The sequence below is a fragment of the Heliomicrobium modesticaldum Ice1 genome (assembly GCF_000019165.1).
GTDB classification, from domain to species: domain Bacteria; phylum Bacillota; class Desulfitobacteriia; order Heliobacteriales; family Heliobacteriaceae; genus Heliomicrobium; species Heliomicrobium modesticaldum.
In genome coordinates this window covers 1,389,863-1,402,742 of record NC_010337.2, presented here as the reverse complement: position 1 = coordinate 1,402,742, position 12,880 = coordinate 1,389,863, and the positions used below count along the sequence as shown (strand labels likewise).

Below are 12,880 nucleotides of genomic sequence, written 5' to 3'. Positions count from 1 at the left end.
CTCATATTTGTGCTATAATTATTGCAGGGGGGTGACGGTATGACAGACCGGGACCTGCTGTTGCAGATCTTGGAGCGCATAGACCGCATGGAGAAGCGTATGGACCGTATGGAGACGCGTCAGGATGAAATGTATCAGATTCTTCGTGCGACAGAGGCCAACCAAGCGACAAGCCGAGCAGAACTGGTGGCAGTAACAGATCGAGTGATACAATTAGAGCGTGGCTAGAGCCGAACAAAACAAGTTGTAGCGGACGTAGCCGCCATATTGAACGCCGAAGCTAAACCGGGTGCATGACACTCGGTTAATTCATTTTAAATATGTACCCTAACCCCACCCAACTACATTCACCAATATAGCGAAGGTTCTTTACCGTCTGGAAAAAATCACGGTAGCACAGCGATGCCCGCTTAGGCATACTAGCCTCAGCCTGCGTGCCAGTGGAGCGCTTGACCGCACCGCTTCCGTTTACAGCACTATTAATATGATCGCCGGACAGTAGCAATTCGAAAATTGGAAAATACGCCCAAGGTGGCATCGGCTGCGCCAGCAGGGTGAGCGGTTTGAGCGGAGCGGCGAAAAGCGAGTGAGGAGGCGAAGCGGCAAGGACGCCATTGCCATGCAGAAAAACCCGAGAGACTTTGGCGTCCGAGCGGAGCCGACGAAGGAGCCGCCGCGGAGCTCTTAGCGAACCCCGCTGGCGCACCCGCGCCACCCTCCGCATTTTGATGGTTACTTATGAGGGTTGAGGAGTGTAAAAGGAAAACGACCGGATCGCCTGAAATGATTCAGGGACCCGGTCGCTTATTAGCCGACTGGCGATCGATTACTCGATGATACCGGTGACAACGCCGGCGCCTACAGTCCGGCCGCCTTCGCGGATAGCGAAGCGGAGGCCTTCTTCGATGGCGATGGTTTTGCCGAGCTCGATGGTCATCTTGATGTTGTCGCCAGGCATGCACATTTCAACGCCTTCAGGCAGCTCGATGAAGCCGGTTACGTCGGTGGTCCGGAAGTAGAACTGGGGACGATAGCCGTTGAAGAACGGGGTGTGGCGGCCGCCCTCCTCTTTGGACAGGACGTAGACCTCAGCGGTGAATTTGGTGTGGGGCTTGATGGAACCGGGTTTAGCCAGAACTTGGCCGCGCTCGATGTCTTTCCGTTCAACACCGCGCAGCAGGGTGCCGATGTTGTCGCCGGCTTGGGCGAAGTCGAGGAGCTTGCGGAACATTTCAACGCCGGTGACGACGGTCTTGCGGGTGGACTCGGCCAAACCGACAATCTCGACTTCCTCGCCGACTTTGATGGTACCGCGCTCGACACGGCCGGTGGCGACGGTGCCGCGCCCGGTGATGGTGAAGACGTCTTCAACCGGCATCAGGAAGGGCTTGTCGGTGGCGCGCTCGGGGGTGGGGATGTACTTGTCGACTTCGTCCATGAGCGCCCAGATCTTACCGCACCATTCGCACTCGCGCTTGCCGCAGCCGCACTCGAGGGCTTTCAGGCCGGAACCGGCCACGATGGGGATGTCGTCGCCAGGGAACTCGTAGGAGGAGAGGAGCTCGCGCACTTCCATCTCGACCAGTTCCATCAGTTCGGGATCGTCTACCATGTCGGCTTTGTTCAGCCAGACAACAATGTAGGGTACGCCGACCTGGCGGGCCAGGAGGATGTGTTCACGGGTCTGGGGCATGGGACCATCAGCAGCAGACACAACCAGGATGGCGCCGTCCATCTGAGCAGCACCGGTGATCATGTTTTTGATGTAGTCGGCGTGACCGGGGCAGTCCACGTGAGCGTAGTGACGGTTGTCGGTTTCATACTCAACGTGGGCGGTGTTGATGGTGATGCCGCGTTCACGCTCTTCGGGCGCAGCGTCGATTTCGTCGTACTTTTTGAAGGAGGCTTTGCCTACTTTGGAGAGAACCAGGGTGATAGCAGCGGTAGTGGTGGTTTTGCCGTGGTCAACGTGACCGATGGTGCCGATGTTCACGTGCGGCTTGGTGCGCTCGAATTTGGCTTTTGCCATTTCGTACTCATCCTTCCTTTTCAGGCTTAAGGATTATTGGGGAGGATGGCTTGGCCATCCTCTATCCGGCGAAAATCGCCTATGGCGATTTAGCCTTTACGTTTCGCGATGATGCCTTCAGCGATGTTGCGGGGCACTTCTTCGTTGTGGCTGTACATCATGACGTATTGACCGCGGCCTTGGGTGCGCGAACGCAGGTCGGTGGCGTAGCCGAACATCTCCGACAGGGGGACGTAGCCGCGCACCACTTGGGTGCTGCCGCGCGACTCCATGCCTTCGATGCGGCCCCGGCGGGAGTTGATGTCACCGATGACATCACCCATGTATTCCTCGGGAACCGTGACTTCTACTTTCATCACCGGCTCAAGGATGACAGGGTTGGCCTTCGCGGCGCCTTCTTTGAAGGCCATGGAACCGGCGATCTTAAAGGCCATTTCCGAGGAGTCCACATCGTGGTAGGAACCGAAGACAAGGGTGACGCGGAAGTCAACAGTGGGATAACCGGCGAGGACGCCTGTTTCGGCGGCTTCGCGAATCCCGTTATCGATGGCAGGGATGTATTCGCGAGGAATGACGCCGCCCACGATCTTGTTGACAAATTCATAGCCTGCGCCGGGCTCGAGCGGTTCGATCTCGATGACGGCGTGACCGTATTGACCGCGACCGCCGGACTGACGAACGAACTTGCCTTCTGCCTTGGCTTTGCTGCGAATGGTTTCTTTGTAGGCGACCTGGGGTCGCCCGACGTTGGCTTCGACCTTGAACTCGCGCATCATCCGGTCGACGATGATCTCCAAGTGGAGTTCACCCATGCCGGAGATGATCGTCTGACCCGTTTCATGGTCGGTGGACATGCGGAAGGTCGGGTCTTCTTCGGAAAGACGCTGAAGGGCGATGGCCATCTTGTCTTGGTCGGCCTTTGTCTTCGGTTCAATGGCAACGTGGATGACCGGTTCCGGGAACTGCATCGACTCAAGGATGATCGGGTGTTTCTCATCGCAGAGCGTGTCGCCTGTCGTGGTATCCTTCAGACCGACAGCCGCGGCGATATCGCCGGTGTAAACCTCGGCGATCTCTTCCCGGTGGTTGGCGTGCATCTGGAGGATGCGACCGATCCGTTCCTTTTTGCCTTTAGTCGAGTTGTACACGTAGGAACCGGAGCTCAGCTTGCCAGAGTAGACACGGAAGAAAGCCAGTTTGCCCACATAGGGGTCGGCCATGATCTTGAAGGCCAACGTGGAGAAGGGCTCTTCGTCAGAGACCTCACGAACATCTTCTTCGCCGGAATCGGGGTTGACGCCTTTCACGGCGGGAATATCGACCGGCGCCGGCAGGAATTCAACGACGGCGTCAAGCAGGGGCTGTACGCCCTTGTTCTTGAAGGAAGAGCCGCAGAGTACAGGGATCATCTTGACGGCCAGGGTGCTCTTACGAATGCCGTTGCGAATTTCCTCTTCGGTCAGTTCTTCCCCTTCCAGGTACTTCATCATCAGCTCTTCGTCAGACTCAGCAACCGCTTCAAGGAGCTTTTCCCGGTATTCGGCAGCGATATCAGCGAGGTCCTCGGGGATCTCGGTGACGTCGCTCGTCTTACCCAGGTCGTCGACGTAGATGATGGCTTTCATTGTGATCAGGTCGACAATGCCCTTGAATTGGTCTTCGGCGCCGATGGGAATCTGAATGGGCACAGGGTTGGCGCCCAAGCGCTCCCGGATCATGCTGACGCCGCGGAAAAAATCGGCGCCGATGCGGTCCATCTTGTTGATGTAGGCGATCCGGGGAACGCCGTACTTATCTGCTTGGCGCCATACTGTTTCTGACTGCGGTTCAACACCGCCGACGGAACAAAAGACGGCAACGGCCCCGTCTAATACCCGCAGGGAACGCTCAACTTCAACGGTAAAATCCACGTGGCCGGGTGTGTCGATGATGTTGATCCGATGACCACGCCATTGGCAAGTCGTCGCGGCGGAGGTGATGGTGATGCCACGCTCTTGTTCCTGAACCATCCAGTCCATGGTGGCAGCGCCATCATGGACCTCACCGATCTTGTGCACCCGACCTGTGTAGAACAGGATGCGCTCGGTGGTGGTCGTTTTGCCGGCATCGATGTGGGCCATAATGCCGATATTTCGCGTCTTATTTAACGGAAACTGTCTAGGCAAGCTCGTTCCCCCTTTCTGTCGGATCTCAAATCCTGGCGGGTTACCAGCGATAATGAGCGAAGGCCTTGTTGGCTTCGGCCATCTTATGGGTATCTTCTTTTTTCTTCACAGCGCCGCCGGTGTTGTTGGCAGCATCCATGATCTCTCCGGCCAGTTTGTCAATCATGGTCTTGCCGGAGCGCTCACGAGAGTACTTGACGAGCCAACGCAATCCTAGGGTCTGGCGACGTTCGGGACGAACCTCTACCGGCACCTGGTAGTTGGCGCCGCCGACACGGCGGGCCTTGACTTCCAAGAGCGGCATCACGTTTTTCAACGCAGCCTCCAGTACTTCCATCGGATTCTTGTTGGTCTTTTCCTTGATCACATCAAGGGCTCCGTACAAAATGGCCTCGGCAGTGCTTTTTTTCCCGTCCAACATGATCTGGTTTGCCAGTTTCGTGACAACCTTGGAGTTGTAAATCGGATCGGGGAGCACTTCACGCCGGGCGACTGATCCTCTACGCGGCATAGGAATCTCCTCCCCTCATCACTTCTTGCCTTTGACGGGTCCTTTGGCTGCCGTAGCGGCGCCTTTCTTGGGGCGCTTCGTTCCATATTTCGAACGGCCCTGATTGCGGTTCTGGGTACCGGCGGTATCCAGAGCGCCACGAACGATGTGGTAGCGCACACCGGGGAGGTCTTTCACCCGGCCTCCGCGAACCAGAACGACAGAGTGCTCTTGAAGGTTGTGCCCGATGCCGGGAATGTAGGCGGTCACTTCCACCCCATTGGTCAAACGCACCCGGGCCACTTTGCGAAGAGCCGAGTTCGGCTTTTTGGGAGTCGTCGTATAGACGCGGGTGCATACCCCACGCTTTTGCGGACACTCTTTCAATGCCGGAGCAGTCGATTTCTCCGTGAGAACTTCGCGGCCTTTGCGGATCAACTGGCTAATCGTTGGCATGAACATCCACCTCCTTCCCGGAATTCTTACTTACAACTCACCCATGCGTATCGTCAGTGAAGAAGTGCTCTACTCAGCCACTATGGCCGCTGACGCCGAACCGACTTTGATGTTGCAAGCCAGACCTAGCGCCTCCATCGAGTCCACGCTGATAACGGGAATCGCCTTTTCTTCACACAGCTTCATTAAAGGATCCACCAGGTGGGGGTCGGCGTCTACAGCGACATAGACCACTTTGACCTGCCCTTTCTCCACCGCCTTCAGGGTCTGCTTGGTGCCAACCGTCTTCTGGCGGGCCTGTTTCAAGCGCTCTAAAGGCATAGTAAGCCTCCTTTAACGAATCACACACTCGTTTATAGTATCACTTCCAAAGATGCGTGTCAACAAAAATGCTGTTCATCCCGCTATCGCTGTCTATAGAGGCAGATGGGCCGGTCAGGCGGCGCCTTTTTCCGGCCCATCACCTATCGAGCAACGGCTCCCTTCACCCTTTGTGCAAGCTCTCTTAGGCCATGCCGTCTTCCAGGCGCGCTTCGTCTATTTCGTCGCCGACGAGCACTTGAATGTTGCGGTAGCGCGACATGCCAGTGCCGGCCGGGATCAGCTTACCGATGATCACGTTTTCTTTCAGACCGAGCAAGGGGTCCACTTTGCCTTTGATGGCGGCTTCGGTGAGCACTCGCGTCGTTTCCTGGAAGGAGGCGGCTGAGAGGAAGGAGTCGGTGGCCAGCGAGGCCTTGGTGATGCCCAGCAGGATCGGGCGGGCGGTGGCCGGTTCCAGGCCGGCCTCGATGGCTTTGAGGTTTTCGGCCTCAAAGTCAGCGATGTCGATGAGCCCGCCGGGAAGCAGATCCGTATCACCCGGCTCTTCGACCTTCACCTTGCGCATCATCTGCCGGACCATGACCTCGATGTGCTTGTCGTTGATGTCAACGCCCTGGAGTCGGTAGACCCGCTGGACCTCCCGCAACAGGTAGGTCTGGACGCCCTGGATCCCCTTGACGCGCAACATGTCATGGGGGTTGACGGAGCCCTCAGTCAGTTCAGTACCGGCTTGCACTCGCTGGCCATCTTCAACTTTCAGGCGGGAGTTATAGGGAATAGCATAGTGGTGCGATTCGCCGTCGTCGGTGACGATCTCAATATCCTTGCGACCCTTGTTGTCAACGATCCGAACGATGCCGTCCTGTTCGGCGATGATCGCCAGGCCTTTCGGTTTACGGGCTTCAAACAGTTCTTCAACCCGCGGCAGACCTTGGGTGATGTCGTCGCCGGCGACGCCACCGGTGTGGAAGGTGCGCATCGTCAACTGCGTCCCCGGTTCACCGATGGACTGGGCGGCGATGATGCCGACAGCCTCGCCGATCTCGACGGAACGGCCGGTGGCCAGGTTGCGACCGTAGCAACGGCGGCAGACGCCGTAACGGGTGCGGCAGGTCAAGACGGAGCGGATGTAGACGGCGTTATGGGCCAGCTTGCCCTGTTTGATCAACTGATCGATCCGCTCGGCAGCGTCCGCCTGGATCTCTTCGTTGTACGCAGCGAGCTTCTCGCCCGTCTCGGGATCGACGATCTCTTCCAAGGCGTAACGGCCGGTCAGGCGATCGGACAGCTTTTCAATAACCTGCTTACCATCGACGATCGCTTCAACAGGGATGCCTTCGTGGGTGCCACAGTCGATCTCCCGGACAATGACATCCTGGGATACGTCGACGAGACGACGGGTCAGGTACCCTGAGTCGGCTGTCCGCAGCGCTGTATCGGCGAGGCCTTTGCGGGCGCCGTGGGTGGAGATGAAGTATTCCAAAACGGTGAGGCCTTCGCGGAAGTTGGCTTTGATCGGCAGGTCGATAATGCGGCCCGACGGGTCGGCCATCAAGCCGCGCATACCGGCGAGTTGGCGGATCTGCTGAATGTTGCCGCGCGCGCCCGAGTTGGCCATCATGTAGACGGGGTTGAATTTGTCCAGTGTCCGCATCAAGGCTTGGGTGACGCCGTCTGTCGTCTTGTTCCAGATGTCGATAACCTTCTGGTAACGTTCTTCTTCGGTGATCAAACCGCGGCGGTACTGTTGTTCAACCTTTTCTACAAAGCTGTCGGCCTCGGCGATTAGGCGTCTCTTCTCTTCAGGAACTTCCACGTCGGTGATGCCGACGGTGATGCCGGCACGGGTGGAGAAGGTGTAACCCAATTTTTTTATGCCGTCAAGCATGGCAGCTGTCTCGCTGATCCCCAACTTGTCATAGCAGCGGGCGACGATGTTTCCTAACTGCTTCTTGCCGACGACCTCATTGACGTAGCCGACCTTGGGCGGGATGACGCTGTTGAAGATCAACCGTCCCACCGTGGTCATAAGGCGTCCCTGCTCATCGAAGGAGCGGGCTTCGCTTTTGGCAAACTCAAGGGCTTCCTGCAAACGCGCCGTCGGTCGAACGCGGATCCGCGCCTGCAGGTGGACGCTCTTGGCGTCATAGGCGGCGATGGCCTCATCAGGGCTGGCGAAGATCATGTTTTCGCCCTTGGCGCCTTCCCGCTCGATGGTCAGGTAGTAGGAACCGATGACCATGTCTTGAGTCGGCGTGGCGACAGGTCGGCCATCCTTCGGGTTGAGGATATTGTGGGCCGACAGCATCAGGTTGCGCGCTTCGGCCTGGGCTTCAGCAGAGAGGGGCACGTGGACGGCCATCTGGTCGCCGTCGAAGTCAGCGTTGTATGCCGTACAGACGAGCGGGTGGATCTGCAGCGCCCGGCCTTCGACGAGAACCGGTTCAAAGGCCTGAATGCCGAGGCGGTGCAGGGTCGGCGCCCGGTTGAGCAGGACGGGGTGTTCGGCGATGACATCTTCCAGGACATCCCAGACCTCGTTTTTGACGCGTTCCACCATCCGTTTGGCGCTCTTGATGTTGTGGGCATGGCCGTCTTCGACAAGCTTTTTCATGACAAAGGGCTTAAACAGTTCCAGCGCCATCTCCTTGGGGAGGCCGCACTGGTGCAGCTTCAGTTCGGGACCAACGACGATGACGGAACGTCCGGAGTAATCGACCCGTTTTCCGAGCAGGTTCTGGCGGAAGCGGCCCTGTTTGCCCTTGAGCATGTCTGAGAGGGACTTGAGGGGGCGGTTGCCCGGTCCGGTGACGGGCCGGCCGCGGCGACCGTTGTCGATGAGGGCGTCGACGGCTTCTTGCAGCATCCGCTTTTCGTTGCGGACGATGATATCAGGCGCGCCCAGATCGAGCAACCGTTTAAGACGGTTGTTCCGGTTGATCACGCGCCGATAGAGATCGTTCAGGTCAGAGGTGGCGAATCGACCGCCGTCCAGTTGCACCATGGGGCGCAGTTCCGGCGGGATGACAGGGATGACGTCCATGATCATCCATTCGGGACGGTTGCCGGAATTTTTGAAGGCTTCGACGACCTCCAGGCGGCGGATGGCGCGCACCTTCCGCTGCCCCGTCACCTCTTTCAATTCCTGGCGCAATTCCCGGCAGAGTTGTTCCAGGTCCATCTCGACAAGCAGCTCTTTGATCGCCTCAGCGCCCATGCCGGCGCGGAAGCGGTTGCCGTATTTTTCCCGGTGTTCCCGGTATTCCGTCTCCGTGAGGAGCTGCTTTTTCATCAGCGGCGTGTCGCCCTGTTCGATGACGATGTAGGCGACAAAGTAGAGGACTTTCTCCAGCGAACGAGGCGACATGTCGAGCAACAGGCCCATCCGGCTGGGGATGCCTTTGAAGTACCAGATGTGGGAGACCGGCGCCGCCAGTTCGATATGGCCAAGGCGTTCCCGACGGACCTTGGAGCGGGTGACCTCGACGCCGCAGCGGTCACAGACGATGCCCTTGTAGCGGACCCGTTTGTATTTGCCGCAGTGACACTCCCAGTCGCGGGTGGGGCCGAAGATCCGCTCACAGAACAAGCCATCCCGTTCCGGTTTGAGGGTCCGGTAGTTGATGGTTTCCGGCTTCTTCACTTCCCCGCTCGACCATTGCCGGATCAGATCCGGTGAAGCCAGGCCGATGCGCATGCGGTCGAAATTATTGACATCGAGCAACGGATTCTCTCCCTTCCGGGTTGTCACCTTGGGGCGGTTCAGTCTTCTTCCAGTTCTTCTAGGGCATCCTGCAGAAAGCCGGCGGCGTAATCGATCTCCTCTTCATCGTCCATCTCATCGGGCGATGCAGGTTCGCCGGCCCTTTCCGACCTATCCTCGCCTTGAATGTCGATGCCGAGTTCTTTGGCTGTCTCGGCCACGTCTTCCTCGACTTCCTTGATCTCGATTTCTCGTTCGTCTTCCGAGAGGATTTTGACATCCAAACCTAAGCTCTGCAGTTCCTTGATCAATACCTTGAAGGATTCGGGCACGCCCGGTTCGGGGATGTTCTCGCCCTTGACGATCGCTTCGTATGTTTTCACACGACCGACCACGTCGTCCGACTTGACGGTGAGGATCTCCTGCAGGGTGTAGGCGGCCCCGTAGGCCTCAAGCGCCCAGACCTCCATCTCGCCGAAACGCTGGCCGCCGAACTGGGCCTTGCCACCTAGGGGCTGCTGCGTGACAAGCGAGTAGGGACCGGTCGAACGAGCATGGATCTTGTCGTCAACGAGGTGGGCCAGTTTCAACATGTACATATAGCCGACGGTGATCGGGTTGTCAAAGGGCTCACCCGTCCGGCCGTCATAGAGGATCGATTTGCCAAGGGGAACGGCGGCCATGGACTCGCGCAGGCTCTCGGTCCGGGTGTCCGTCAAGGCTATTTCATTCGCCTTGGGCAAGCCGGCTTTAGTGAGGAATTCAAAGATATCATCCTCCGTGGCGCCGTCGAAGACGGGCGTGGCCACGCGGATCCCTTTTTCACCGCTCGGCTTCCCTTCGATGAGGACTCCGCGATCCATGTGCTTAGAAGCCCAACCGAGGTGGGTCTCCAGGATCTGACCGATGTTCATCCGCGAGGGAACACCCAGGGGGTTGAGCACGATTTCGACAGGCGTACCGTCGGGCAGGTAGGGCATGTCGGCCTCCGGCATGATCCGGGAGATAACCCCCTTGTTGCCGTGGCGGCCGGCCATCTTGTCGCCCTCGGAGATTTTCCGCTTTTGAGCGATGTAAACGCGCACCAGTTGGTTGACGCCAGGCGCCAGCTCGTCGCCGTTTTCCCGTGAAAACACCTTCACATCGACGATCTTGCCGGCTTCCCCGTGGGGGACGCGCAGGGAGGTGTCGCGCACTTCCCGCGCCTTTTCACCGAAGATGGCCCGCAAGAGCCGTTCTTCTGCCGTCAGTTCCGTCTCGCCCTTGGGGGTGACCTTGCCGACGAGGATGTCACCGGGGCGGACCTCGGCGCCGACGCGGATGATGCCGCGATCGTCCAGGTCTTTTAAGACCTCCTCGCCTACGTTGGGGATGTCGCGGGTGATCTCTTCCGGGCCCAGCTTGGTGTCGCGGGAGTCGCATTCATATTCTTCAATATGAATAGAGGTGAAGTAATCCTCTTTGACCAGCTTTTCGTTGACCAAGATGGCGTCTTCGTAGTTATAGCCTTCCCAGGTCATGAAGGCGACGAGGACGTTCCGGCCCAGGGCCAATTCGCCCTGATCGGTCGAGGGGCCGTCGGCGATGATCTGGCCGGCCTCGATGCGCTGCCCTTTGTGGCAGATGGGCTTCTGATTGATGCAGGTACCCTGGTTGGAACGGAGAAACTTGAGCAGTTTGTGATGCTCTGTCGTGCCGTCGTCACAGCGGATGAGGATCTCGTCGCCGGTGACGCGCTCTACGTATCCGGCTTTGCGGGCGATGGCGCAGACGCCCGAGTCGTAGGCGGCCTTGAACTCCATCCCGGTGCCCACATAGGGGGCGTCGGTGCGCAAGAGAGGCACCGCCTGACGCTGCATGTTGGCGCCCATCAGAGCGCGGTTGGCGTCGTCATGCTCTAAGAAGGGGATCAGGGCGGTGGCGATGGAGACGACCTGTTTAGGAGAAACGTCCATATAGTCGACCTTCTCGACGGGGACGACGAGGATGTCATGGCCGTGACGGGCGTTGACCCGCTTTTCCTTGAAGCGCCCTTCCTCATCCAGGGGGGCGTTGGCCTGGGCCACGATATACTTGTCTTCCTCATCGGCGGTGAGGTAGTCGATCTGGTCGGTGACGACGCCGCGCTCCTTGTCGACCTTACGGTAGGGTGTTTCGATGAAGCCGTACTCGTTGATCCGCGCAAAGGTGGACAAGGAGCCGATCAGACCGATGTTAGGACCTTCCGGCGTTTCGATGGGGCACATGCGCCCATAGTGGGAGTGGTGAACGTCGCGCACTTCGAAGCCGGCCCGTTCCCGCGATAGACCGCCGGGACCGAGGGCGGAGAGGCGGCGCTTGTGGGTCAGCTCAGCCAGGGGGTTCGTCTGGTCCATGAACTGGGAGAGCTGGGAGGAGCCGAAAAACTCCTTGATGGCGGCCACGACAGGGCGGATGTTGATCAGCACCTGCGGCGTGATGACCTCCACATCTTGGATCGTCATGCGCTCGCGGACAACCCGTTCCATCCGTGAGAGACCGATGCGGAACTGGTTCTGCAACAGTTCACCGACAGAGCGGAGGCGGCGGTTGCCCAGATGGTCGATATCGTCGGCCCGTCCGTCGCCCTGCATCAACTTGAGCAGTTCTCGGATGGCGGCGATGATATCATCCTTGGTCAGGTGGCGGACCTCTCGTTCCACGCTGATGCCGAGGCGTTTATTGATCTTATAGCGGCCGACTTTGGCCAAGTCGTATCGCTTGGGATCGAAAAAAAGGGTCTCCAGCAGGCTCCGCGCGCTGTCCACTGTCGGAGGCTCGCCGGGACGGAGGCGTTTATAGATCTCAACGAGCGCTTCTTCCGTGTTTTCCGTGTTATCCCGTTCCAGGGTGATCCGGATCCGCTCGTCGCCGTCGAAGAGTTCCTGCACTTGGGCATTGTTAGAATACCCCAAGGCCCGGATGAGCACGGTCGCCGGCAGCTTGCGGGTGCGGTCGATGCGCACAAAGATGTTGTCATTGATATCGGTTTCAAATTCCAGCCAGGCGCCTCGGTTGGGGATGATGGTGGCGCCGAAGAGCTTTTTGCCGCTCGGTGGGTCGATGGCTTCATTGTAGTAGACGCCGGGCGAGCGGACGAGCTGGCTGACGATGACCCGTTCAGCGCCGTTGATGATGAAGGTGCCTTTGTCCGTCATCAACGGGAAGTCGCCCATGAAGACTTCCTGCTCTTTGACCTCACCCGTTTCTTTGTTGATCAGGCGGACTTTGACGCGCAAAGGGGCCGCAAAGGTGACATCGCGTTCCTTGCATTCTTCCACGCTGTATTTGGGTTCGCCCAGGGCATAGTCGATGAACTCCAGGATCAGGTTCCCCGTGAAGTCCTGGATGGGCGAGATATCGCGGAACATCTCGCGCAAGCCCTCTTCGAGAAACCAGCGATAGGAGTTCTGCTGGATTTCTATCAGATTGGGCATGTCCATGACTTCCTGGATGCGGGCAAAGGTCCATCGCTCGCGAGGCCCACATTGCACAGGATATACCATCCGATTCACCTCTTGTATCGTGATAGCAAAACAAAAGAAACACCGATTCGAGGGTCTGTCTTCACCTACCCTCTACGACCAGGTTTCTTTTCTACGATTGCGGCAATAGACTCCCTCCCCGGCGAGTCCACCCAGGCTCCCCCTCATATCCGGGTATTCTACCCTGTCAAAACCGAACTTATTCTCGGC

Annotated in this window: 8 protein-coding genes; 1 reads left to right on the top strand and 7 read right to left on the bottom strand. The window is 58.3% G+C overall.

Annotated elements, in window-relative coordinates; all coding sequences use genetic code 11:
- Positions 1-39 precede the first annotated feature (39 nt).
- Entirely contained in the window at positions 40-228 is a 189-nt protein-coding gene (locus HM1_RS06265) for a hypothetical protein (RefSeq protein ID WP_041313451.1), read from the top strand.
- A gap of 598 nt (positions 229-826) precedes the next feature.
- On the opposite strand, the gene tuf is transcribed toward HM1_RS06265, so the two are convergent.
- From tuf to rpoB, 7 genes are all read right to left on the bottom strand, one after another.
- Positions 827-2,029, bottom strand: coding sequence for an elongation factor Tu (gene tuf / locus HM1_RS06255; RefSeq protein ID WP_012282469.1), 1,203 nt, complete (start codon positions 2,027-2,029; stop codon positions 827-829).
- A gap of 89 nt (positions 2,030-2,118) precedes the next feature.
- Positions 2,119-4,194, bottom strand: a complete 2,076-nt coding sequence (gene fusA, locus HM1_RS06250; protein WP_012282468.1) for an elongation factor G — start codon at positions 4,192-4,194, stop codon at positions 2,119-2,121.
- 40 nt (positions 4,195-4,234) lie between these two features.
- Complete coding sequence (gene rpsG / locus HM1_RS06245) at positions 4,235-4,705, bottom strand: 30S ribosomal protein S7 (protein ID WP_012282467.1); 471 nt, start codon at positions 4,703-4,705, stop codon at positions 4,235-4,237.
- Positions 4,706-4,723: 18 nt separating this feature from the next.
- Positions 4,724-5,140 (bottom strand): 30S ribosomal protein S12, encoded by a 417-nt coding sequence (rpsL, locus tag HM1_RS06240; protein ID WP_012282466.1) that lies wholly within the window; start codon positions 5,138-5,140, stop codon positions 4,724-4,726.
- Between the two features lie 69 nt (positions 5,141-5,209).
- Entirely contained in the window at positions 5,210-5,461 is a 252-nt protein-coding gene (locus HM1_RS06235) for a ribosomal L7Ae/L30e/S12e/Gadd45 family protein (RefSeq protein ID WP_012282465.1), read from the bottom strand.
- A 184-nt stretch (positions 5,462-5,645) separates the two neighbouring features.
- Complete coding sequence (gene rpoC / locus HM1_RS06230; protein ID WP_012282464.1) at positions 5,646-9,188, bottom strand: DNA-directed RNA polymerase subunit beta'; 3,543 nt, start codon at positions 9,186-9,188, stop codon at positions 5,646-5,648.
- Between the two features lie 38 nt (positions 9,189-9,226).
- The gene (rpoB, locus tag HM1_RS06225) at positions 9,227-12,691 is read right to left on the bottom strand and encodes a DNA-directed RNA polymerase subunit beta (protein ID WP_012282463.1); all 3,465 of its coding nucleotides are present in this window, start codon (positions 12,689-12,691) and stop codon (positions 9,227-9,229) included.
- Between the last annotated feature and the right edge of the window lie 189 nt (positions 12,692-12,880).